Origin of the sequence: Litoreibacter janthinus (assembly GCF_900111945.1) — a bacterium.
In the GTDB taxonomy this organism is placed as follows: domain Bacteria; phylum Pseudomonadota; class Alphaproteobacteria; order Rhodobacterales; family Rhodobacteraceae; genus Litoreibacter; species Litoreibacter janthinus.
Genome location: NZ_FOYO01000001.1, coordinates 1,342,608 through 1,365,491, shown reverse-complemented (window position 1 = coordinate 1,365,491; position 22,884 = coordinate 1,342,608). Strand labels below are relative to the sequence as shown.

Sequence of the window (22,884 nt, the reverse complement as noted above, 5' to 3'; positions counted from 1 at the left end):
TGATATAAATCCGCGTAATCTGGCGCAGAGGAGCTTTGCCAAATGACCATCCACATCGGTGCCAAACCGGGCGACATCGCTGAAACCGTTCTGCTTCCGGGCGACCCCTACCGCGCCAAATGGGCGGCTGAGACCTTTCTTGAGGATGTCAAACTGATCAACGAGGTGAGGGGCATGTTGGGCTTCACCGGCACATGGAAGGGACACCGCGTCACCATCCAAGGGTCTGGCATGGGAATGCCATCCCTGTCGATCTACGCAAACGAACTGATCAAGGAATACAACGCGCAAACGCTAATCCGCATCGGCTCTTGCGGGGGGATGCAAAACAAGGTCGCCTTGCGTGACGTTATCCTAGCGACCACATCCTCAACCTTGTCGACGCCATCGCGCGGCATCTTCAAGGAACTGCAATTCGCGCCAACATGCGATTTCGACCTGTTGCATAAGGCCTATCACGCCGCCGAGGCGCGAGGTGTGCCCACCCATGTGGGCGGCATCTATTCCGCCGATGTCTTCTACGACGAACGCCCGGATCTGAACGAGCAAATGACGCGCCACGGTATTCTTGCTGTGGAGATGGAAGCGGCAGAGCTTTACACCCTCGCTTCCCGCTACGACCGTCGCGCATTAGCTGTTCTGACCGTGTCAGACCATCTTATCACCGGCGAGGCGCTCCCGTCTGAAGATCGCGAAAAGAGCTTCGGGGATATGGTAGAAATAGCTCTGGAAGCGGCGTTCACATGAAGCAGCGGCAGCTTGGAAATGGCGGGCCACTGGTCGGGGCCGTTGGCCTTGGTTGCATGAGCTTTGCCGGCTTTTACGGCGAAACCGACATTGCGACCTCTCATGACACGCTTGACGCCTGCCGTGATCACGGGGTCGATTTTCTCGACACCGCGTTGATCTATGGCATGGGCAAGTCCGAGGAAGTGATCGGCAGCTACCTCAAAGAAAATCCCAACCACGGGTTCAAGATCGCCACGAAAGGCGGCATCGAAACGAAGCCCACCCGCCATTTCGACAATTCCGAAGGCGCGCTTCGCCGCGCATTAGAAAGCTCGATGACGCGCCTCGGGGTGGATTATATCGACCTGTACTACATTCACCGCCGCGAACAGGAGCGCCCGATCGAGGACGTAACCGAGACGCTGGCGAAGTTCATCAAAGAGGGCAAGATCGGCGGGATCGGCTACTCCGAGATCGCACCTTCCTCGCTGCGCCGCGCTCATGCGGTTTACCCCATAATGGCAGTGCAAAGTGAATACTCGCTTTGGACACGCCAGCCTGAAATGGGCATGATTCAAACTTGCGAAGAGCTAGGTGTCGCATTCGTTCCTTTCTCCCCCGTCGCGCGTGGTATGTTCGCCGACACCCTCCCGAATCCGGAGACCTTTGGCGGCAGTGACTTCCGTAAGGACCAGCCAAGATTTACTGGTGAGAATTTTACCGCCAACTGCGCAAAGCTGGATCGTTTTCGCGATTTCTGCACTTCGCGCGGGTGGAGCCCTGCAGGTGCGGCGATTGCATGGACGCTTGATCAAGGTGACCATCTAATTCCGATCCCCGGCACGCGTAGCCGTGCGCATCTGGAGCAATTGGTCGACGGCGACGCGATTGAATTCACCGATGAGGACCGCGCCGAGATCAAGCGGATCCTGCCCATAGGATGGGCACATGGGGACAGGTATTCAGATGCCCAGATCGTCGGCGTAGAGCGCTATTGTTAGGCCGAAGAACAGTCTGTTTCCTTAAATTCGGCGCATTCACCCCCAAATATGAGGTATGCGCCGCTCTTTGATCTCTTTGTATGTTTTGCTGACAACCCGCCTGCCCATCCCCAAGGGCCTGCTGGCGCGGGCCACGGCCGTCATTTTTGCCTACATGGTTGCTAAGGTCATCGTGCCACAATTGGCGCTGAATATTGCGGTGGCGATGGGACTGGCCGCGACGCTTTGGGTGCGCCTGCCACAAGCGTGGTTCGAGGGCGAAAACCGCGACGCCAGCACAGGCGCAACCTTAGTCGCAATCAGCCTAAGCCTCATTGCAATTTGCCTCTTCCTGCCCGCCAACATGCTGCAAATCTCAATCTCTTTGGGTTTCTTTACGATGGCTGCGCTCTACGGCCTTATCTGGGTTCTGGACTCGGACTTGCTCGACAAAATGGGCTGGGACGCGAAAAACTGGGGCGTTGAGGGTCGCGCAAATGCAGTGCGCTGGCAGGTCGTACGCTGCGTCGGGCTTGGCGTGGCAAACGCATACACCAGTTTGCACTATCCGCCACACGAGTGGGTTGTGGCCCATGCTGCGCTGCCCCTCATCGCCTATCTTCTCTACCACTGGACAGTGATTGCCACTCACCCATACGAGGACGCATAGACGCCCAAATTTTGGCCGATTTGCGTGGTTTTATCGCCTCTGAAAGGGGCAAAAGACCATGCGGATCACGTATCTCGACCATTTGCGCGCCATTTGCATGGTGTTCGTCGTGGTGCTGCACGCGTATTACCTGATCGACTATGCCCCCGCCGCGCCCTTTGCGGTGTTCATCTACAATTTCTGCATGGGCACGTTCTTTATCATCTCCGGCTATGTGATGGCGGCAACCCTCCCCGAAGGCCCCATATGGCCGCATTTAAGGGACCGGTTGCGCCGCCTTGCCTGGCCATTGGCGACTGGCCTGCTTCTGGTCAATCCCGCGACGCTCGCGATGATCCATGGCGGCTTTACGGCAAACTGGGCACAGGATGTCCTTAGTCGCGCCGTCTCGGGGCGGCTTTTCGTACATCTGTGGTTCTTGTTCAGCCTTATGGGCTTCATCATCGCTGTGCCGCTGATCTTATGGGCGTTGCGCTCGTCCGCTTGGGCCCGCGTGACAAAGACCCGCATTCCGATGGTGCATATCGCTACTGCGATCACTGTGGTCGCTGTGGCGGTGCAAATGCTGATCGCCGGAACTGTTGGTCTTGATCTGCCGGTGCCCTTCGACGGGTTCACCAAATACGCATGGGCCTATGTGGCAGGGCTAGCACTGTTCCAGCACCCCAAAGCGTGGGAGGCTGTCCACCGCCCCGGCCCAATGCCGTTCGCCATCGCAGGCCTGTTCTGGCTCGCCATGATCGACGGGTGGGCCACGCAAGGCACCACGCTTCACCAGATGCTCCATGCGGCGCGGATCGCGTCCAGCACGGCTGCCATTAGCTTCGGGCTGCTTTGGGTCTTCCGCCGCTACTTCAATCGCAGCACTGCTATCTGGTCCTTCATCTCGGCAGGGGCGCTGACGACATATATCCTGCAATGGCTGGTGCTGCATGCGCTACTTGCGCCGCTGACAGCACTTGGGCTGGAAGGTGGCGCGTTGTTCGCCGCGCTGATCGTCGGCACGCTGGCTATCAAGCTGCCAACGCATCATCTGATCGTAAAGCGCGTGCCTGTGCTAGCGCTCATGCTAAATGGGGCGCCGCTTGCACGACGCCCCGCTTCATCTGAAAAACTGGCCGCTGCTTAGACCTGACGTTCCACCATCATTTTCTTGATTTCGGCAATCGCCTTGGCGGGGTTCAGACCTTTCGGGCAGGTCTTGGCGCAGTTCATGATTGTGTGGCACCGGTAGAGCTTGAACGGATCTTCCAGCTCGTCCAGACGCTCGCCCGTGGCTTCATCTCGGCTGTCGATGATCCAGCGATAGGCGTGCAGCAAGGCGGCTGGCCCGAGGTAGCGGTCGCCGTTCCACCAATAGGACGGGCAAGAGGTCGAGCAGGACGCGCACATCACACACTCATACAGGCCGTCCAGCTTTTTGCGATCGTCGATGGACTGGCGCCACTCTTTCTTCGGGCGGTTGGTCTTGGTTTCCAACCACGGCATGATCGATGCATGCTGTGCGTAGAAGTGGGTCAGGTCAGGGATCAAATCCTTAACGACCGGCAGGTGCGGCAGCGGGTAGATTTTCACGTCGCCGGTGATCTCGTCCATGCCGTAGATGCAGGCCAGTGTGTTGATCCCGTCGATATTCATCGCGCAAGAGCCACAGATGCCTTCGCGGCAAGACCGGCGGAAGGTCAGGGTCGGATCAATCTCGTTCTTGATCTTGATCAGCGCATCCAGAACCATCGGGCCACATTTGTCCATGTCGACAAAGTAGGTGTCGACGGACGGGTTTTTGCCGTCATCAGGGTTCCAGCGGTAAATCTGGAACTTGCGGACATTGGTCGCGTCTTCGGGCTTCGGCCATGTCTTGCCGCCCATGATTTTCGAGTTCTTGGGAAGGGTCAGTTGAACCATGTCGCTCTCCTATTTCAAAAACGGCGCGAGGCCGTCTTTCAAAAGACATTCAATTGTTTCTTTGCGGGTGGCAATTTCGATCACCAGCTGAGTTTCTTCTGGGCCAACTCCGGTGACGCCAGCCCGCGCCAACTTCAGGATTTCGCCAGCTGATGCGTTGTCGATGACGCAATCCGTGGCAGGTTCCAGCGGCACGCCCGGGAAACGCTGTGCGAGAACAGGGCGCACCGCGTCTTTGGCTTCCTTGCGGGCAAGTTGGTCGGCCAAGCCATCATCGCCGCAAGCGCTCAGGCCCATGAGGGCGGCCAGCGCCAGTGTTGCCAAGTGTTTCATTCGGCCCACCTCGTAAAAAGCACATCCATATGACGCGGCTGCGCCTTCTTCCCCGCATGTGCAGCAAGCGCAAGCACATCGCGAATTTCTAGTCCCGCCTTGGCCAACTCTGAGATAATCGCGGAGGGAGGGGCCACCCCTTTGAAACGGTGTGTGACAGACATCTCAAGGATCACGAAATCGCAGCGCTTCAACGTCTCGCAGCCACCCTTCAGCACCTCAAGCTCAAACCCTTCGGTGTCAATCTTGAGGCCGAGACGCCCCGGCAAATTCACCGCCAGCATATCCAATGTGATGACAGGCACCTCGCGCTTGGCGACGTCGGTGAACGTGTCAGCCAGCTTTTCGGTGCGTTCCTTAAGGCTGGCCATGGCGCCACCTTTGCCGGGATCCGTTTCCGGCACGCTCAACATTGCTTTGCCCTGCGCGGCACCCAAAGCGACGGCGCGAAAGTCGAAACTCTTGGGGGCAACGCGCGCTTTCACTGCAGCCTCACATTCGGCTTGTGGGTCGACCAGCACGAAATGCGCATCTGGAAAGCTGCGATAGAGCCACGGCGTGCCGTCATGCACGCCTACGTCAATCACACAGTCCGGTGTGAAGCCGAAAGCCTTAAGGTATGGTGGGCGCATCTTGATCGGGTGAAGGGCGAACCCTTCGTCCCGCGCGGCGCGGCGTATGTCGGACATATCGCTCAGAGCATCACCCCGTTTGCATTCAAGCACGCAAGCGTCGTCTCGCGCGTCATGATTTCAGAGACCATTCCGGTCGTCGCGGCATCTAAAGGGCGGCTCACAGACGACAATACCTGCATCTCTTCAGGTGTTGCGCTTTGCGCACCGCAACTCGCCGCGATGGCTTGCGCCTCAGGCGACAGGCTAGGCGACACATCTGCCACAAACTGCGAAATGCCAGTGACCCGAGCCGACGATGCAGCGGGAGGATTTGGCTGGTTTCCACATGCGGCCAACGCCATCAGGACCACCAGCGCTCTCATGTCGACGCCCCGATCTTGACGCCAAAGGTCGTTGGCTGCGGCTTGCCGTTCACGCGGCGATCAATACACGCTGAAAAAGCGTCGTCCGCAGTTTGCGGTTTGAACACCTTGTCCGTCACAGTGATCGACCCACGGGCCTTGCCGCCGCCGGTGCCGACACCCACGCCGATATTGCCCTGCACGCCATCGGCCAGCCCCACCTCTTCGCGGCACAGTTGCGCTGCCCGCTCCGGCGAAACCGGGGCCGGGGCGCAGGCTGCAAGCACCAAGGGAAGGGCAGCCCAACGCATCAGTAAACGCGGGCTTTCGGCGCGATCTTCTTGAGGTCGATGCCACCTTCTTTTTGGGTAGTCAGTGGACCCAGATGAACGCCACGGTAGCTCAGTTTGACCTTGTTGCCGTCGACATGCGCCAGCGAGTGCTTGCGCCATTTCTTGTCGTCACGATCAGGATAGTCCTCATGGGCATGTGCGCCGCGGCTTTCCTTGCGCGCTTCAGCGCCCACAATCGTGGCCATAGCGTTCGGCATCAGGTTGTCGAGCTCCAAGGTCTCCATCAGATCCGAGTTCCAAACCAAGGAGCGGTCGGAGACCTTGATGTCGTCCATCTTGGCCGCAACTGCGGTCATCTTCTCGACGCCTTCGGCCAGCGTTTTGTCCGTCCGGAACACGGCTGCATCGGCTTGCATGGTTTTTTGCATCTCCAAGCGAAGCTCTGCGGTGCTGGTATTGCCTTTTGCGTGGCGGAAGCTGTCAAATCGGTCGATCGCCGCGTCGATGGCCTTTTGAGGCATCTCCGGATTCGGCGCACCTGGTTTGACAATTTCAGCGGCGCGGATCGCAGCCGCGCGGCCAAAAACCACCAAGTCGATCAGCGAGTTTGAGCCGAGGCGGTTCGCCCCGTGAACAGACGCACAGCCCGCTTCGCCAACAGCCATCAGGCCGGGCGCGATCGCTTCGGAATTGTCCTTGGTCGGGTTCAGAACCTCACCCCAATAGTTGGTCGGAATGCCACCCATGTTGTAGTGCACGGTCGGGATCACAGGGATCGGTTCTTTGTGCAAATCAACGCCCGCGAAGATGCGTGCCGATTCCGAGATACCTGGCAAACGCAGTGCCAAAGTTTCCGGCGGAAGGTGATTGAGGTGCAAGTGGATGTGATCCCCCTGCTCGCCCACGCCACGGCCTTCGCGGATTTCCATCGTCATACAACGTGAAACCACATCGCGGGACGCGAGGTCTTTATAGGTCGGGGCATAGCGCTCCATGAACCGCTCGCCTTCGGAGTTGGTCAGATAGCCACCCTCCCCGCGCGCGCCTTCTGTAATCAAGCAGCCCGCGCCGTAGATGCCGGTCGGATGGAACTGCACGAATTCCATGTCCTGCAAAGGAAGGCCCGCACGGGCCACCATGCCACCGCCATCGCCGGTGCATGTATGTGCGGATGTGGCAGAGAAGTAGGCGCGGCCATAGCCGCCTGTTGCCAGCACAACCATCTTGGCGCTGAACAGGTGCAGGGTGCCGTCGTCCAGCTTCCAACACAGAACGCCGGTGCAGACACCTTCGTCATTCATGATCAGGTCGGTCGCGAAGTATTCAATGTAGAATTCAGCGTTGTTCTTCAGGGACTGGCCATAGAGCGTGTGCAGAATGGCGTGGCCGGTGCGGTCCGCTGCGGCACAGGTCCGCTGCACGGGGGGGCCTTCGCCGAACTCAGTGGTGTGGCCGCCGAAGGGACGCTGGTAAATCTTGCCCTCTTCTGTGCGCGAGAATGGAACACCGTAATGCTCCAACTCGTACACGGCCTTGGGGGCCTCCCGCGCCAAATATTCCATAGCGTCGGTGTCGCCCAGCCAATCGGAGCCTTTGACAGTGTCATACATGTGCCACTGCCAGTTATCCGGCCCCATGTTCGACAGCGACGCGGCAATGCCGCCTTGGGCTGCAACCGTGTGGGAGCGTGTCGGGAAAACCTTGGTCACGCAGGCGGTGCGCAGGCCTTGTTCGGCCATGCCCAACGTCGCGCGCAGGCCAGCGCCACCGGCACCAACCACAACAACATCGTATTCGTGAGTTTCGTATTCGTAAGCAGCCATGTCAGACGGGCCTTCCGATTAAAGAGCGATGCGGGCAATGGCGAAAAGGCCAGTCCCGGCGATGGCGTAGCATAGGCAGATCGACAGGATGATCGCGATCTTGCGCGCTGTGCCTTGCACATAGTCCTCGATTGCGGCTTGCACACCGTTTTTGAAATGCATCATGCCGACTACGATTGTCAGGGCGGCCACGATTGCGGGGAATGGGCGGCTGTAATAGGCGATCACGTCCTCATATGGTGCACCCAAAATACGGCCGAAGGTGAAGATGAACAGCGGCACCAGAATGGCCATAGCCACGGCGGACACCATCATCGACCAGTGATGCTCGGTGCCGGATTTGGCGGAGCCCATGCCGACGGCGCGTTTACGGTCTGTCAAATAAGCCATGTCAGATCCCTCACAAAATGATTGCTGTGATGATGGTCAGAACAAAGCTGCCACCGACGACGCCATAAGCGAGCTTTTTGGCAGTCTCCAACTCGAAGCCTCGCCCGCTGTCCCAGTACAGGTGACGCAAACCGGCGAGGAAATGATACCAAACTGCCCAGAGAGAGCCGAACATGACCAGATCGCCGAACCAGCTGGTGACGAAGCCGTTCGCGGTGTTGAAGTAATCCTCCCCGTAGCTGGCGGCGAGGAACCACCAGACGATCAGCACTGACGCGACCATAAGCGCGTTGCCGGTGAGACGTGTCAGGATTGACGTCATGGACGTCCATTGAGGGCGGTAGATCGAGATATGGGGGGAAAGTGGTCTGTTTCCCCGATTGACGTCAGCCATGGCGCGTCCTTCGTTTGCTACGGTGTTTGCGGGCTATCATTAGACTAATAATAGAATGAGTCACGCCCCATAGGCGAGGAAATGCGCGGTGAAATGTAGCAATTTCGCGCAAATTCAGCATTTGTGATCACGCATTTCGCGAGCGTGATCACAAATTTTTTCTGGTTAGCGCAAACGGCCCCAGCCTTGCAGGCGGCCGCTTGCGAGCTGCCCTAAACCGGCATTAGCGCCCAGTAATCCAAATCGAGCAAAACATCCGGGAGGTATTTTCCATCGTCGCCTTTCAGGGAAAACGGCGCGGCTTCGGCCTTTTGCGCCACAAGCCTCAAGCGGATCGCACCGATACCCTGCGCGCCGGTTTCGGCAATGTCCAAAACCTCAGACCACGCCTTAACCGTGTCCCCCGCCCCGCATGGATTCGCGTGCGCACCCGAGTTGAGCCCCACAATGATCTGCGCGTTGGCCAAGCCGTTGAATGACAACGCCCGCGCCAGTGAGATCACATGGCCGCCATAGATCAGCCGCCCGCCGTCGCGTGCAGTCGCGTCGAAATGCACCTTGGCGGTGTTCTGCCACATGCGGGTGGCGAGCATATGTTCGGCTTCCTCAATGGTGACGCCGTCCACGTGGTCGATCTTTTCGCCTACGGTGTAGTCGCCCAACCGATGTGGCTCACCAGCTTGGGTGAAGTTGTAATTCTCGAAGCTTAGCCCGTCCGGCACCACCAAGTCGCTGGCCCTGACTGACTCGGCCAAGTCTGGCACTACAGTTTCCGGCGCGGGCGCGTCCACATTGCCTTTGCGCACCATCACCCAGCGCACGTAGCTCAGCACGTCTTCGCCCAGTTGATTGCTGCCCGTCGTACGCACCCAAACAACGCCGGTCTTGCCGTTGGAGTTCTGCTTCAACCCGATCACTTCGGAGCGGGAATTGATCGTATCGCCCATATGCACAGGCTTCAGAAAGCGTCCTTCGGCATAGCCCAGATTCGCCACAGCATTCAGCGAAATGTCGGGCACTGTTTTACCAAACACGGTATGGAATGCGATCAGGTCATCCAGTGGAGCTTCGTGCAGTCCACAATCGCGTGCGAATTCATCGGACGAATAGAAGGCGTGCCGTGCAGGATAAAGCGCGTGATACATCGCACGTTCACCGCCCGACAGCGTGCGTGGAACGGCATGTTCGATGACCTCACCCACGGTGTAATCCTCGAAAAATCGCCCCGCGTTGGTCTTGCTCATCATTGCGCCCCCAGCTTCATGTCGGGACTGTATTTGCCCTCAATCTCTTTTGTCACGGCCTGCCCGCACCGCATCACCCCGTTGGAGGCGTCAAATGCGTAGGTCGGGTCGCCGTATAGCTCCCACCCTTTCGACAGGGCTTCCGACACCTTGTGGCAGAAGGCAGAGGTGTCGTCTTCAGTCAGCAAACGGTAGATTTTCATTACACCCCTCCGAACGGGTTTACGCCCAGCCAAGCGTGGATGCCCGCAACGACGCTGAACAGGACCAGCGTGATCACAACCAGAACGATCTCTTTCTTAGCCGGGGCTTGTGCTGGTGGTGTCCATGGCCCTTCGGCACGGTTGATCAGGATCACCGAAATGACCGCCCACGCCAGCATGCCGCCGAACAGGATGATTGAGGCCAGATCACCATTGGCCAGCAGGTGAGCCACGGCCCAAATCTTGACGGCGGTCAATTGAGGATGCCGAAGCTTAGTGCCCAGCCAGACTTTCGCGGGCTTCGCCGCCGAGGCTCCGAACACGTAGAAGGCCAACAACATCAGAAGGTTATTGATATGACCGAAGAAGCTCGGGGGATACCAGACTTGGTCTGAGTCCGCCCCTCGGTAGCCAACAACCATCAGTACGATAGACAAAACCAGGGCAGCAGTAATGACGCCTTTGGAGGCCTCGCCCATTTTGGCGGTCATGGATTGGCGAAGATCAGGGGCGAGCCGCTTGATCCAATGTGCAAAGGCCCAAATCAGGACTCCGAGAATTAATAGCGTCATGCGCCCTCCAGCAGTTTGATAGCGTCCGCTTTGGCCAGAAGCCGCGTCGCCGTTTCAACATGCAGGTTTTCCACGATTTTACCATCGACAACCGCAACGCCCTGCCCGTCGGCTTTGGCTTGCTCATAGGCTGCGATCTGACGGCGGGCGAGGTCCAGCTCTTCTTCAGACGGACCAAACACAGCGTTCGCAACAGCAACCTGCGCGGGATGGATCAACGTCTTGCCGTCAAAGCCCATGTCGCGCCCCTCTTCGCATTCCATGCGAAGACCATCTTCGTCTTTGAAGGCGTTATACACACCGTCCACACAGATAAGTCCTTCGGCACGGGCAGCCAGCAAGGAAAGCTGCAGGCTCGTCAACATGGCGCGCCGCCCGCGAGAGCCCAGATCTTTGGCGAGGTCATTTGTGCCCATCACGAATCCCTCCATCTTCGGCGCTGCTGCCAGAGCCGCAGCGTTCAGGATGCCGCGGGGAGTTTCCATCATAGCCCAAATCGTCGTCTCGCCTTTCAGGCGGGCGGCCAAGTCGGCGATGACTGCGGTGTCTTCGACTTTTGGCAATAGGATCGCATCGGGTGCCACATCAATGAAGGTCTCAAGATCGGCGGCCCCCCATTCGGTATCGCCACCATTCACGCGCACGATACGTTTGCGCGGACCGTAATCCGTTGCCCGTAGAGTTTCGGCCAGCAACGCGCGGGCGGTGGCCTTCTCGTCTGGGGACACGGCATCTTCGAGGTCAAAGATAATGGCATCAACGGGCAAGCTCTGTGCCTTTTCCAAAGCGCGCGGCTTTGACCCAGGGATATAGAGCACCGAACGATAAGGCTGCGCGACGTTTTGCATCGAATCCAACTCCTGTTTTGTTATTTTATTACTCACCACAGCAACGTCGCCGCTGCAACCGCAGATTTGCCGCGACGCAGCAAAAAGCCTGCTTTCGCGAGCGCGCCTTAGGTTACGTCAAATTTTCAATAGTTATCTTTGATAAACCAGAAGCAACGCCCGCAGCCTTAACGCGATGTTTTCCGCTTTTGCCAATTCTGGGTCCGTTGTTTCGTCCACCGGCGCCGAGAAGACGTGATGCCCCAGCCCGCCGCGACGATATTCACGAAGCCCCTTCAAAGGAACGTTGAAATGATGAATTATATCTCCGCATTTGCGCTTGGCCTTGCCGCGCTCGTTTCGGCAAGCGATGGCGCCGTTGCGCAAGCTCGCAACATGTGCGCCGCACGGGATGTAGTGCTGGAAAAGCTGACGCAGCAATATGGTGAAACACGCCGATCGATGGGGCTGGCAGCCAATAACGGCATCGTGGAACTGCATGCATCCGGCGCAACCGGATCATGGACCATCACCGTGACACATCCCAATGGGTTAACCTGCCTTGTGGCCGCTGGCACCTCGTTCGAGACTGTCGACGAGGAGCTTCCCGCCTCGCTTGGCGCTCCGACCTAGGTCAGCCCGTCATAAATCAATTTGCCGCCCGCACCCAAAAGCAAAGCGTAGGTCAACAGAAAGAAGTAGCGCTCCGGCATCGCCCGGTGTGCATAGACGCCCAAGGCCACGCCAATTAACAGGGGCGGCAGCATGTAAAGGTCGGCGCGCAGGGTCTCCCAACTGAACACCCCCAGAAACGCATAAGGAACCGCCTTCATGGCATTGATCGCCCAGAACGCGATCACCGTCGTCGCCTGATAAGTGGTTTTGCTCATCCCTTGTGCCAGCAAGAAGATCGCCGCAGGCGGGCCGCCCGCGTGACTCACGAAGCTGGTAAACCCAGACACGATCCCAGCGATCAGCCCATTACGATTGCTGAAGCCCGTTTGAGCTACAGCAATCCATTCCTGCGCACGTGCGATTTGGAAACCGACAAAACCTAAAGAAATCGCTCCTATCAGCACGCGAAGCACATCCGGGTTTGTTGCTTTGTAAAGGAGCGCTCCCAGAACCACGCCGGGCACGCCGCCGATCATCAAGGCCTTGGCGCTTGGCCAATGCCACTTGCCCCAGAACGGGCGCAATGTCGCTACGTCGGCGATCATCAACAGGGGCAACATGATGCCCAAAGCCGTCGCGGGCGGAATAAATAACGCAAGAATCGCAGTCGCGACAAAAGCCGCCCCACCACCAAAACCCCCTTTGGCCATTCCCGAAATAAAGGCGGCTGGCAGCGCTAACGCGAAAAAGGTGAGGTCAAACTCCATGTTTTGCAGCTAGGTCAAAAAATGCCTTTAGTTCAACACCTAACCGCGCAGCCCCGCCCCTCCGCCGCTTCACAATCGCCATTTCTGCACTGCGGCACACTTGCGCGACTCCTTCGCAAGCGCTACCCATCGCCCCCAACATCAACCGCACCAAGGACCATTCACATGGCCAGACCTAAAATTGCCCTGATCGGCGCCGGACAAATCGGCGGCACGCTTGCTCACCTTGTAGCTCTGAAAGAGCTTGGCGACGTCGTTCTGTTCGATATCGCTGACGGCACTCCTCAGGGTAAGTCGCTCGACATCGCCGAAGCCGGTCCATCAGGCCATTTTGACGCGACGCTTAAAGGCACCACCGATTACGCAGATATCGCCGGCGCCGACGTGTGCATCGTCACTGCGGGTGTTCCTCGCAAGCCGGGTATGAGCCGTGATGACCTGCTGGGCATCAACCTCAAGGTTATGAAATCCGTGGGCGAAGGCATCGCTGCCAATGCGCCAAACGCGTTCGTGATCTGCATCACCAACCCGCTTGATGCTATGGTTTGGGCGCTGCGCGAATTCTCCGGTCTGCCCCACGAGAAAGTCTGCGGCATGGCAGGGGTGCTGGATTCCGCCCGCTTCCGCCACTTCCTCGCGACCGAGTTCGAAGTCTCCATGAAGGACGTCACCGCGTTCGTTCTGGGCGGCCATGGCGACACCATGGTGCCACTGACCCGTTACTCCACCGTCGCAGGCATCCCGCTGCCGGATCTGGTGGACATGGGCTGGACCACGCAAGAGAAGATGGACGCAATCGTTCAGCGCACCCGTGACGGTGGCGCAGAGATTGTTGGCCTGCTCGGCAACGGCTCCGCCTTCTACGCTCCTGCGACCTCGGCAATCGAGATGGCCGAAAGCTACCTGAAAGACCAGAAACGTGTACTGCCCTGTGCGGCCTACGTTGAAGGTGCCTACGGTCTCGATGGCTTCTACGTAGGTGTGCCGACCGTGATCGGTAAAGGCGGCATCGAGCGCGTGGTGAACATCAAGCTGTCCAAGGACGAGCAAGCGATGTTCGACAAATCCGTCGACGCCGTGAAAGGCCTCGTGGCGGCTTGTAAAGAAATCGACGGCTCGCTGTCTTAAGCCGTCGCGTCCTATACGAAAAAAGAAGGCCTGCCCATAACTGGGTGGGCCTTTGTGCCTAATTCGGCATCTCGAGACGGTGCCGCGCGGCCAGACCAATTTGACGTCGTGACCCTTGCGGCCTTCACGACACAGATTGATTTTTCGAGGGTGCGCCCGTCGTGTCCCGGATGATCAACTCTGCCGAGACTTCAGACACAGTGACGGGCATATCGGGGTCGCGGATGCGGTCCAGCAGAATTTGTGCCAGCTTGCGGCCTAACTTGTGGGGGGACACGGCCATCGTGGTCAGCGGCGGTGTCGCGACGGCAGCGTCCTGAATGTTATCAAAACCTGTGACGGACACCTCCTTGCCTGGTGTTTGCCCTGCCCGTTGCAAGGCCAGACAAGCGCCAAGCGCCACCATGTCGCCATTGCAGACAACCGCTGTGATCTCCGGATGGGTGCGTCTCAAACTCAGCAAGGCTTCGAGCCCCGCCAGCTTGTTGTCCTCGGAATCCCAAATAACGCCAGCGCCCATGTCGCTGTCCGAAAGCGCCTTTTGATATCCCGCAATACGATCCCTTCGAACCAGAGTCATTTCGGTCCCACCAAGATAGGCAATTTTGCGGTGGCCTAATTCCAAAAGATGCCGTGTCGCGGTTGCGGTCGCTTCTGCATTTCGGATGCCCACGTGATCAAAATCCGCACGCACGTTACGCAGGAAGGTAACTGTCGGGATTCTATGCGCCGCCAAGAGGTTGAATGTCTCGTCTGGGGTCGCAAGCGCTGGCACCCAGATCAGCCCTCCACGGCCGTGCCGGATAAAAGCTTCAAGATGACGGGTCTGGCGATCGGCATCGTCGCGGGTGTCAAGAATCGACACAAGATAGCCTTCGGCCTCAAGCAAATCGACGACCCCGCTTATGACTTCGGCGTTGAACGGGTTTGAAAGCTGATTGATCACGAAACCGATCTCGCGGTTTTCACCGGACCGCATCGCGGCGGCCCTTTGATCGGGAACGTAATGCAAGGTTTTCGCCGCTTTCAGCACGCGATCCCGCGTCTTTTCTGATATCCGGCCCGTGCCGCGCAAAACTTGACTGACGGTAGGAATCGACACCCCAGCTTCTTTCGCAACAGTTCCCAGTGTTGGCTTACCTGACATACTACGCCTTCATCTGATATAACGTTATGCCTATGAGATCAGTTACTCCCAGTCAATAAATTTAACAAGTATAGGAGCTTACTTAAGAAAGCGCCCTCCATATCCGACTTCAGCACTCAAGAGTGTTGACGAAAGGTATATCGTTATATCATGATCAACACCATCGGGCCGATTCGACTCACGGACAAACATTGTCGTCGCGGCATCGACCAAAGCTTGCTCTGCCAACTTGGCCATCAAGATAGCCTTACAAGGATGCTGACTGGGAGGTCGGCTTCGAAAACATATTTCTGGGAGGAAACATGACCCTACTTTCCAAACTGGCCGGCGCAGCGTCCGGCATTGCGATTTCCTGCACCGCGATAGCGGCACAGGCCGAAGTCTTGTTCTGGTCCACGCAGGCCAAACCCGTCGAAGAAGCCCAAGCCATGCGCGAGCAGGTTCTATCCGGCTACACCGATGGCGTTGACTATCAGCCAAACGATGGCGGTCCTTGGATCACCCGTCTGAACGCTGAATTGCAGGCCGGTTCAGGCACCATCGGCGTTTTAGGTGCGCTCCACGGTGATTATTCGGCCATGGACCCCGACAACCTGGTTGATCTGAGCGATCTGGGCGTCACGGCAAGCAGTGACACCTTCAACAATCTTTCCAAGCTGGGCACCGACCAGATGCAATACGTCCCTTGGATGCAGGCCAGCTATATCATGGCAGCAAACAAAGAAGCGCTGCAGTATCTGCCAGATGGCGCCGATATCAACGCGCTGACATATGACCAACTGATCCAGTGGGCCGCCAACACGCATGAAGCCGTAGGCGAGCCGAAGTTCGGCTTTCCAGCTGGCCCCAAAGGTTTGAAGCACCGCTTCTTCCAAGGCTATCTGTACCCGTCCTACACCAACGGCGTCGTGCGCACATTTGCGTCGGATGCGGCCGTAACAGCATGGGAGAAATTTGCCGAGCTTTGGGAGCACACGAACCCTGCTTCGACGAACTTCTCTTTCCTGCAAGAGCAGCTTCTCTCTGGTGACGCATGGATTGTCTTCGATCACACATCGCGTCTGGCTGGTGCCTTCAACGAACGCCCAGACGACTTCGTAGCGTTCCCAGCGCCTGCTGGCCCAACTGGGCGGGGCTTCATGCCGGTTCTTGCTGGCGTCGCGATCCCGAAGACAGCACCTGACATGGATGCCGCCAAGGCTTTGGTCGCCTACATGCTGAAGCCAGAAACTCAGATTGCGACACTGCGCGCGACGAACTTCTTTCCTGTCATCGACGTAGAGCTACCGAGCGACCTGCCGCCATCTGTGCAAGCTGCCGGTGCAGCTATTGCCAAGATGAGCAGCGCGGCTGATGCCAACCCCGGCCTGCTGCCTGCAGGTCTTGGCGACAAGGGCGGTGACTTCAACCGTGTCTTCGTCGATAGCTTCGAGCGGATCATTCTGGGCGGTCAAGACATCCGCACGGTTCTGGACGACCAGAAAGCAACGCTGGCCGCGATCATGCAAGAGACCGGCGCACCTTGCTGGGCGCCTGACGCACCATCAGAGGGTGCCTGCCCGGTCGAGTAACCGCGCTTTCGGCTGACAATAGCCATCTGTCCGGGCCCTTATGGCCCGGACACCTTCCTCCCCGTAAATCGAGACAGCGCCTTGGCGCAAAGACGGAGTGATGCCGATGAATGCTCGTATTTTGCCCTATGTACTGATCTTACCGGTCACGCTGTTCCTGTGCCTGTTCTTCATTTACCCCTTTATTCTGGTGTCCCAACAGGCCTTCGGATCGTCTGACGGATGGTCGCTGGACAACTTCCGCGAAGTCGTAAACCACTGGAAATTTCCGATCTCGCTGAAGAACACATTGTTGCTGGCAGCAGCTGTGGTTCCGCTTCAACTGGCGCTGGCACTTTTGATGGCGACAATGGTCAGCAAAATGGAAAAGGGCCGCGATATGGTCCTGTATATCTGGACGATCCCGCTTGGCATTTCTGATTTGGCCGCCGGAATCATCTGGCTGGCGATCTTTGAGCAATCTGGCTTCTTGAATTCCATGCTCAACGGCATTGGTGCGATCGACAAGCCCGTGAACTTCCTGACATACCAGAATCCCTGGATTGTTTTTCTGGCAATCGCGCTGGCCGAAATATGGCGCGCGACAGCGATCATGCTTGTGATCCTCGTGGCGGGCATCGGCCTGATCCCGAAGGAATATTACGAAGCTGCCGACGTCTTTGGCGCCTCCAAATGGAAGCAGTTCACCCGCATAACCTTCCCGATGCTGCGTCCGAGCTTGCAGACAGCGCTGGTGCTCCGCGTTATCCTCGCTTTCGAGATTTTCGCTGTGGTCGCGGCCCTAGGCGGGACGCTGTTCCCAGTGCTGATGGGCGAGACCTTTGCTTACCAGTTTGACCTACTCAACAGCGGTGCTGCGGCGGCGATGGCGCTCATCATCCTCGCCATCTCAATCGGCTTCACCCTGATCATCTTGCGCGTCCTGCGCGTTCCGAAAGGAGCCTCGATATGACCGATGCAACCGTCATGGACGTATCCACCGACACGCGCAAATCCGGCCGGTTCTTGTATGTGGCCTCTGTCGTGTTCCTTTGCGCTTGGGTGATCGTCCCGATCTATTTCTTGCTGGTAAACACGCTGTCCTCGCCTGAAACGGTGAACAGTTTCCCGAAATCGTTCGTTCCTGAGTTTGATTTTGGCAGTCTGGCATTCTTCGCAGGGTTCGCAGGCATGCTGACTGCATTGAAGAACTCAATCATCGTAGCGCTCATGACGATGATCATGTCGATCATTATCGGCGCGCCGGCGGGCTATGCCTTGTCGCGGTTCGACTTCCCCGGCAAAGGCTTGTTCCGGTTATTGATCCTCCTGACCCGCGCCTTTCCCTTGCCTCTCTTGGCGCTCCCGCTTGCTGTGATGTTTATCCAGACGGGGTTGGATGATACGACCTTCGGCTTGGCACTGGTCCACACGACGCTTGCAATCCCCTTCGCGGTGTTGATCACTTTCTCGCTGTTTTCCGGCATCCCCATTGAGCTGGAAGAGGCCGCATGGACCTTAGGGTGCACGCGTCTGACCGCCTTCACCAAAGTTGTGCTGCCTCTCATCCTGCCCGGCATCACGGCTTCTGCGATCTTCGCCTTTGTGATTTCGTGGAACGAGGTGTTCGCGGCAGCCGTGCTGACGATTGAGAACCGCACGCTGACAGCGTTTTTGCTCCAGAACCTCGACACCTCTCCGCTGCACCTGAAATTCGCAGGTGGCTTTATCCTCGTCGTACCTGCGCTGATCTTCATCTTTGCTGTACGCAAATATCTCTTTGCCATGTGGGGCATCGCGAACCGCTAGGCGGCGCGATCAAGAAAAGGAACCAACGAAATGGCTGAAATCCAGATCAAGAACATTGCCAAGACCTTTGGGGCGTATCAGGCTCTGAATGATATCAACCTGACCATCGCAGATCAGGAGTTCATGGTTCTGCTGGGCGCATCGGGCTGCGGTAAATCCACCCTTTTGCGGATCATCGCCGGGCTGGAAACTGCGACCTCGGGCGAGGTTTGGATCGGCGGCAAACGCATCGACCACCTCTCGCCGAAAGATCGCGGCATCGCGATGGTGTTCCAGAACTACGCAGTTTTCCCGCACCTAACGGTATTCGAGAATATCGGCTTCGGTTTGCGGATGCAGAAGCTGCCCAATGACGAGGTCACCCGTCGGGTCGAGCGTGTCGCTGAACTGATGCACATTGAAATGCTGCTGAAACGCTATTCCGGCGAGCTGTCGGGCGGTCAAAGACAACGCGTCGCAGTCGCCCGCGCTTTGGCTATGGAGCCAGACGTTATTCTTATGGACGAGCCGCTGTCGAACCTCGACGCCCTGCTGCGCATGGAAATGCGGGCTGAACTCAAGGGTGTGTTGGCGGAAAGCAAGACCACCGCGATCTACGTGACCCACGATCAGGTCGAGGCAATGAGTATGGCCGACCGCATCAGCGTTATGCATCAAGGCAATATCGTTCAGGCGGCCTCTCCCATCGAAGTCTACCGCAACCCGTCGGCCAAGTTTGTCGCAAGCTTCATCGGCAATCCACCGATGAATTTCCTTCCGGCAACCCGTGAAGGTGGCGGCAAGTGGCAAGTGGCAGGCCAGTCATTTGATGGACCAAACGCCGACAAACCCGCTTTGCAATTTGCCATTCGGCCAGAAGATATGCAGCCCGCTGAGACTGGGATTCTGGCGACCGCCAAGATCGTGGAGCCGCTCGGCGCGCATTTGCTGGTTACTTGTCAAATCGATGACGCGCTGTTCCGCGTCATTCTGGACAGCGACACTGTCGTTAAAGCCGGTCAAACCCTGACACTTTCCCCACAACCGGATCGCGTGCGGTGGTTCGACCCCGAAACCACCCTTGCAGTTGCCTGAGAGACACCCATGACACAGCAAATAATTGATCAGGCCAAGGCCGTTATGCGCAAAAACGACCATGGCACTTATACCGTGCCAACCCACGGGCTTTATCCGTTCCAGTGGAATTGGGACAGCGCCTTAAGCGCGCTTGGGTTTGCCCATTTCGACGAAGCCCGTGCATGGACCGAGATCGAAACCCTGTTCGCCCATCAATGGGATGACGGCATGGTTCCACATATAATCTTTCACAAGCACGATGACGGCTACTTTCCCGGGCCCGAAGTTTGGGGCACGGGGCGCGAAGTCCCAACCTCTGGCATCACCCAGCCACCGGTTGCAGGCTTTGCGGTGCGCAGGATTTTTGATCGCGCGCGGGACAAGGAATTGGCCGCTGCGAAGGCACGCACGCTCCTGCCCCTTATTCATGCCTGGCACCAGTGGTTCTTTTCGAACCGAGATCCAAAAGGCACGGGACTTGTGGCCATTATCCACCCCTGGGAAAGCGGGCGTGATAATTCGGTCGATTGGGACACTGCCTTTGAACGGGTTCCGACCGACGGCGTCCAACCCTTTACCCGTCGTGACACCAGCCACGCAAACCCAGCACACCGGCCCACGGATGAGCAGTACAAACGCTACATATGGCTCGTTGAAAAGTTCCGCAGTCTTGGCTGGGACAACTCCAAACTGCATGACGCCTCGCCGTTTCAGATTGTGGATCCGGGCTTCAACGCGATCCTGATCCGGTCATGTTCTGATCTGGCCGTTCTTGCAGAGACGCTTGGTGAGACCGAGATCGCAGCCCAATCCCAAGCGATGGCGGATAAAGCAATCGAGGCAATCGAAACCCTTTGGAGCGATGCGCGCGGGCAATATCTGTGCTTCGACCGATCGGTCGGCGCATTGGTGGACAGCCCCTCGATCGGCGGCATTCTTGCAGCCTTTGCGCCGATCCCGAAGGCCCGTGCCAAAGCCGTTTCCGACCGGATTGAAGTGCTTGCAGCAAGCTGCAACTTTCTCGTGCCAAGCCACGATCCCACCGCGCCCGAATTCGATGCGCTTCGCTATTGGCGCGGTCCGATCTGGCTGATCGTGAACTATATGATCGCCGACGGTCTGGAATGTGCGGGCCAAACCGCAATGGCTGACCGGATCAACCGGGATTGCTTGCGCCTGATTGAACTGGGCGGATTTGCCGAATATTACGGCCCTATCAACGCAGAACCTTGCGGGGGCGACGCCTTTACATGGACCGCTGCCATGGTCATCGAAATCCTCAACACCCACGAGATTGCCGCATGAAACGCTCAACCATAAACTCTATCATGGCCGAGGCCGATGACCTGATCCGCAAACACGGATTTGTATTGCCACCTTTTGCCAAATGGTCACCGGATGAGTTCAAATCCCGCAAGGACATTGCCCTCAACGTGATCGAAGCCCGCTGTGGCTGGGACATTACCGATTACGGCGCTGGCGACTATGACAAGATGGGCCTGTTCCTGTTCACGCTGCGCAACGGTCGCTTGGCTGACCTGCAACGCGGAGGCGGCATGTGCTACGCCGAAAAGCTGCTGATTTCGCGTCAGGATCAACTGAGCCCGATGCACACCCACGTGATCAAGGCCGAGGATATCATCAACCGTGGCGGTGCGACGCTGGTGATTGAGCTCTATGGCTCTGACGATCAGGGACAGTTTGCCGAAGACCGCGGTGGCACCGTTTTTTGCGACGGCATCCGGCGCGACTATGAGCCCGGCGAAAAGCTGCAGTTGGCGCCCGGTGAAAGTGTCACCCTCATGCCCGGAGACTGGCACGCCTTCTGGGGCGACGGTGGCGACGTGCTGATCGGCGAGGTTTCCACCGTCAACGATGACGAAACAGACAACATTTTCCGCGAGCCCATCGGGCGCTTTGCCAATATCGAAGAAGATGTAGCCCCAACACACTTGCTGGTCAGTGACTACGCAAGGTGGTTGACCTAAGCGACGCCATTGGCCCGCGTCCCAGAAACGGGATCGCGGGCTTCATGCTTCCGGCCGCAAGACCGCGGTGACGAAGGCAAGCACTGTCTATTTGGTTTGATATCGCTGGACGGTCGCGGGCATTCGTCGCGCCTTCTAGATAAACCTAATCTCGTCCATAGAAGCGCGCCATTTTCCCGCTTCAACGTCTGGTTCTGGGTGCACCCAATCGAGATTGGGGCAGTATCCAAAGCCCAAAGTCCGCTTAGGGGACATCCGTTTGATCCCGGGTGTCTATCCGACGCCTTCAAAGAACTCTGACTTTTGCTCCATCAACCACGCGTCGAACCCCGCTGCGGACAGGTCAAAATTCTCGTGCGGCAGCAATGCATTCAGGCCTCGTGTCGCGTCAAATGGAACGTCCATTAGCAGGTCTTCCGCCCTCAACGGATCAGCCAACTTACCCAGAACCTTGATCCGGTCGTGTAGTGCGTTGGCGGCAGCCATATCGCCCCCGCCCGCGTCGATAGCGTCGATTTGCGCCTGCATTTGTTCGGTGATCGGCTGGCCAACCTGAGTAGCGCGAAACAACGCCTTGCGCAGCCGCTTGTAGACCCAGTGGAGGCGCGTCATCCCGTCGAAATGCAAAATGACAGAAGATCGCGACCGCTTGACGCCTGGAAACGTCCAAGGCCGGTCTGTGTCATGATGCGGGCGATGGATACCCAGAATGTAGTCATATCCTGTCGGACTACAGGCCTTCCCCTCGCTGTGGCCCGTCAACCCGAACCGCGTCAGCCCTTCGCCATCAAGCACCAAGCGGCTGAAATCCCCCTCCATTCGCTTGGTCGAGGCGCGGAACGTCTGGCTGAACATGCTGTCCTGTGGTTCGCCTTCGAGCCACACTCGTTCCAGATTGGGGATGTTCAGGTAATCGCCCGGCCGCATTTTGCGGAGGCGGGCAAGTTCTTTTTCCAGTGGTTCGACCTGATGAATGAACTCGTCCGCGTCAAGATGGACCAGATAGTCCACATCCGTCGATCTGTAGGCATGGGTCGCGTTCAGGGTTTGACGGCGCTGATGCGTCTTTGGCACCTTGATGTCGAAGGCAGACCGCCAGTACGCGGCATCCGCGATGGTGACATGCACCCCCGCCAACGGGGCCAAAAGCGCGCGGGTTTTCGGGTCATCGCGATCCAGATAAATGTGCACCGAAGAGGCGCCGGACCACAGATGATGGGCGGCATAGGCGGCGACCAATTGCGGCGGCTCGTCCATTGTGCCGACCACGCCCCATTTAGGCGCGGCCATTGCACAGGCTTTCAATCATGCGAATCTTCATGTTTTATAAGTCCCAGTGAGCGCCCATCACGTCAACGGCTATTGCGATTCGCTCTGATAGGTTGATTTGTGATCACAGCTTTAAAACGTGTGATCACAAATGTCGCTTTTCTGCCCTTACGGGTAAATTGAGCGTTTGCGCATGGCTTCGGGCATGCAATCACC

General features: G+C 57.8%; 27 protein-coding genes. 12 read left to right on the top strand and 15 right to left on the bottom strand.

Annotation, left to right across the window (positions count from 1 at the left end):
* Nucleotides 1-42: 42 nt before the first annotated feature.
* Genes deoD through BM352_RS06810 form a run of 4 tightly spaced genes read left to right on the top strand, consistent with a single transcriptional unit; the run spans nt 43 to nt 3,508 of the window.
* Complete coding sequence (gene deoD / locus BM352_RS06825) at nt 43-747, top strand: purine-nucleoside phosphorylase (protein WP_090214187.1); 705 nt, start codon at nt 43-45, stop codon at nt 745-747.
* Nucleotides 744-1,730, top strand: a complete 987-nt coding sequence (locus tag BM352_RS06820; RefSeq protein WP_090214185.1) for an aldo/keto reductase — start codon at nt 744-746, stop codon at nt 1,728-1,730. Before deoD ends, BM352_RS06820 begins: the two co-directional genes overlap by 4 nt.
* A 55-nt stretch (nt 1,731-1,785) precedes the next feature.
* Nucleotides 1,786-2,379 (top strand): hypothetical protein, encoded by a 594-nt coding sequence (locus BM352_RS06815; RefSeq protein WP_090214182.1) that lies wholly within the window; start codon nt 1,786-1,788, stop codon nt 2,377-2,379.
* Between the two features lie 58 nt (nt 2,380-2,437).
* Nucleotides 2,438-3,508, top strand: coding sequence for an acyltransferase family protein (locus tag BM352_RS06810; RefSeq protein WP_090214178.1), 1,071 nt, complete (start codon nt 2,438-2,440; stop codon nt 3,506-3,508).
* Here BM352_RS06810 and BM352_RS06805 read toward each other — a convergent pair.
* From BM352_RS06805 to BM352_RS06750, 12 genes are all read right to left on the bottom strand, one after another.
* The gene (locus BM352_RS06805; RefSeq protein ID WP_090214176.1) at nt 3,505-4,284 is read right to left on the bottom strand and encodes a succinate dehydrogenase iron-sulfur subunit; all 780 of its coding nucleotides are present in this window, start codon (nt 4,282-4,284) and stop codon (nt 3,505-3,507) included. The two genes, BM352_RS06810 and BM352_RS06805, sit on opposite strands and share 4 nt — an antisense overlap.
* Nucleotides 4,285-4,293: 9 nt before the next feature.
* Complete coding sequence (locus BM352_RS06800; protein WP_090214174.1) at nt 4,294-4,617, bottom strand: hypothetical protein; 324 nt, start codon at nt 4,615-4,617, stop codon at nt 4,294-4,296.
* The gene (locus tag BM352_RS06795) at nt 4,614-5,306 is read right to left on the bottom strand and encodes an FkbM family methyltransferase (RefSeq protein WP_090214171.1); all 693 of its coding nucleotides are present in this window, start codon (nt 5,304-5,306) and stop codon (nt 4,614-4,616) included. The genes BM352_RS06800 and BM352_RS06795 overlap by 4 nt, the downstream gene beginning before the upstream one ends.
* 5 nt (nt 5,307-5,311) lie before the next feature.
* On the bottom strand, nt 5,312-5,614 hold the full coding sequence (locus BM352_RS06790; protein WP_090214168.1) for a hypothetical protein: 303 nt from the start codon (nt 5,612-5,614) through the stop codon (nt 5,312-5,314).
* Nucleotides 5,611-5,904: a hypothetical protein gene (locus BM352_RS06785; protein WP_090214165.1), complete on the bottom strand. Its 294-nt coding sequence runs from the start codon at nt 5,902-5,904 to the stop codon at nt 5,611-5,613. The genes BM352_RS06790 and BM352_RS06785 overlap by 4 nt, the downstream gene beginning before the upstream one ends.
* Complete coding sequence (gene sdhA / locus BM352_RS06780; RefSeq protein ID WP_090214162.1) at nt 5,904-7,709, bottom strand: succinate dehydrogenase flavoprotein subunit; 1,806 nt, start codon at nt 7,707-7,709, stop codon at nt 5,904-5,906. Before sdhA ends, BM352_RS06785 begins: the two co-directional genes overlap by 1 nt.
* 18 nt (nt 7,710-7,727) lie before the next feature.
* On the bottom strand, nt 7,728-8,099 hold the full coding sequence (gene sdhD / locus BM352_RS06775) for a succinate dehydrogenase, hydrophobic membrane anchor protein (protein WP_090214160.1): 372 nt from the start codon (nt 8,097-8,099) through the stop codon (nt 7,728-7,730).
* Nucleotides 8,100-8,109: 10 nt separating this feature from the next.
* Nucleotides 8,110-8,493, bottom strand: a complete 384-nt coding sequence (gene sdhC, locus BM352_RS06770; RefSeq protein WP_090214157.1) for a succinate dehydrogenase, cytochrome b556 subunit — start codon at nt 8,491-8,493, stop codon at nt 8,110-8,112.
* A 212-nt stretch (nt 8,494-8,705) separates the two neighbouring features.
* A complete protein-coding gene (locus tag BM352_RS06765) occupies nt 8,706-9,737 on the bottom strand; it encodes a MaoC family dehydratase (RefSeq protein ID WP_090214155.1) in 1,032 nt (343 codons plus the stop codon).
* Nucleotides 9,737-9,940: a DUF1737 domain-containing protein gene (locus tag BM352_RS06760; protein WP_090214152.1), complete on the bottom strand. Its 204-nt coding sequence runs from the start codon at nt 9,938-9,940 to the stop codon at nt 9,737-9,739. Before BM352_RS06760 ends, BM352_RS06765 begins: the two co-directional genes overlap by 1 nt.
* Entirely contained in the window at nt 9,940-10,512 is a 573-nt protein-coding gene (locus tag BM352_RS06755) for an NnrU family protein (protein WP_090214150.1), read from the bottom strand. Before BM352_RS06755 ends, BM352_RS06760 begins: the two co-directional genes overlap by 1 nt.
* Nucleotides 10,509-11,360, bottom strand: coding sequence for an HpcH/HpaI aldolase/citrate lyase family protein (locus tag BM352_RS06750; RefSeq protein ID WP_090214147.1), 852 nt, complete (start codon nt 11,358-11,360; stop codon nt 10,509-10,511). Before BM352_RS06750 ends, BM352_RS06755 begins: the two co-directional genes overlap by 4 nt.
* Before the next feature lie 291 nt (nt 11,361-11,651).
* On the opposite strand from BM352_RS06750, the gene BM352_RS06745 reads away from it, so the two are divergent.
* Nucleotides 11,652-11,972 carry a hypothetical protein gene (locus tag BM352_RS06745; RefSeq protein WP_090214145.1) on the top strand — a complete coding sequence of 107 codons (321 nt, stop codon included), beginning with the start codon at nt 11,652-11,654 and terminating at the stop codon, nt 11,970-11,972.
* Here BM352_RS06745 and BM352_RS06740 read toward each other — a convergent pair.
* Nucleotides 11,969-12,721: a sulfite exporter TauE/SafE family protein gene (locus tag BM352_RS06740; RefSeq protein WP_090214143.1), complete on the bottom strand. Its 753-nt coding sequence runs from the start codon at nt 12,719-12,721 to the stop codon at nt 11,969-11,971. The two genes, BM352_RS06745 and BM352_RS06740, sit on opposite strands and share 4 nt — an antisense overlap.
* Nucleotides 12,722-12,886: 165 nt before the next feature.
* Between BM352_RS06740 and mdh the strand changes: the two genes are divergently transcribed.
* On the top strand, nt 12,887-13,849 hold the full coding sequence (gene mdh / locus BM352_RS06735) for a malate dehydrogenase (RefSeq protein WP_090214141.1): 963 nt from the start codon (nt 12,887-12,889) through the stop codon (nt 13,847-13,849).
* A 124-nt stretch (nt 13,850-13,973) separates the two neighbouring features.
* Here mdh and BM352_RS06730 read toward each other — a convergent pair whose 3' ends face one another.
* Nucleotides 13,974-14,996, bottom strand: coding sequence for a LacI family DNA-binding transcriptional regulator (locus BM352_RS06730; protein ID WP_090214138.1), 1,023 nt, complete (start codon nt 14,994-14,996; stop codon nt 13,974-13,976).
* A gap of 302 nt (nt 14,997-15,298) precedes the next feature.
* On the opposite strand from BM352_RS06730, the gene BM352_RS06725 reads away from it, so the two are divergent.
* The 6 genes from BM352_RS06725 to BM352_RS06700 all read left to right on the top strand — a co-directional run bounded on the left by BM352_RS06725 (nt 15,299) and on the right by BM352_RS06700 (nt 21,399).
* Nucleotides 15,299-16,567 (top strand): ABC transporter substrate-binding protein, encoded by a 1,269-nt coding sequence (locus tag BM352_RS06725; protein WP_090214135.1) that lies wholly within the window; start codon nt 15,299-15,301, stop codon nt 16,565-16,567.
* A gap of 106 nt (nt 16,568-16,673) precedes the next feature.
* Nucleotides 16,674-17,519, top strand: a complete 846-nt coding sequence (locus tag BM352_RS06720) for a carbohydrate ABC transporter permease (RefSeq protein ID WP_090219904.1) — start codon at nt 16,674-16,676, stop codon at nt 17,517-17,519.
* On the top strand, nt 17,516-18,355 hold the full coding sequence (locus BM352_RS06715; protein WP_090214132.1) for a carbohydrate ABC transporter permease: 840 nt from the start codon (nt 17,516-17,518) through the stop codon (nt 18,353-18,355). The genes BM352_RS06720 and BM352_RS06715 overlap by 4 nt, the downstream gene beginning before the upstream one ends.
* Nucleotides 18,356-18,385: 30 nt before the next feature.
* Nucleotides 18,386-19,429: an ABC transporter ATP-binding protein gene (locus BM352_RS06710; RefSeq protein ID WP_090214130.1), complete on the top strand. Its 1,044-nt coding sequence runs from the start codon at nt 18,386-18,388 to the stop codon at nt 19,427-19,429.
* Between the two features lie 9 nt (nt 19,430-19,438).
* Complete coding sequence (locus BM352_RS06705) at nt 19,439-20,716, top strand: amylo-alpha-1,6-glucosidase (protein WP_090214125.1); 1,278 nt, start codon at nt 19,439-19,441, stop codon at nt 20,714-20,716.
* The gene (locus BM352_RS06700; RefSeq protein ID WP_090214123.1) at nt 20,713-21,399 is read left to right on the top strand and encodes a D-lyxose/D-mannose family sugar isomerase; all 687 of its coding nucleotides are present in this window, start codon (nt 20,713-20,715) and stop codon (nt 21,397-21,399) included. The genes BM352_RS06705 and BM352_RS06700 overlap by 4 nt, the downstream gene beginning before the upstream one ends.
* A 273-nt stretch (nt 21,400-21,672) precedes the next feature.
* Here the strand turns inward: BM352_RS06700 and BM352_RS06695 are convergent, their stop codons facing one another.
* Nucleotides 21,673-22,689 (bottom strand): glycosyltransferase family 2 protein, encoded by a 1,017-nt coding sequence (locus tag BM352_RS06695; RefSeq protein WP_090214120.1) that lies wholly within the window; start codon nt 22,687-22,689, stop codon nt 21,673-21,675.
* Between the last annotated feature and the right edge of the window lie 195 nt (nt 22,690-22,884).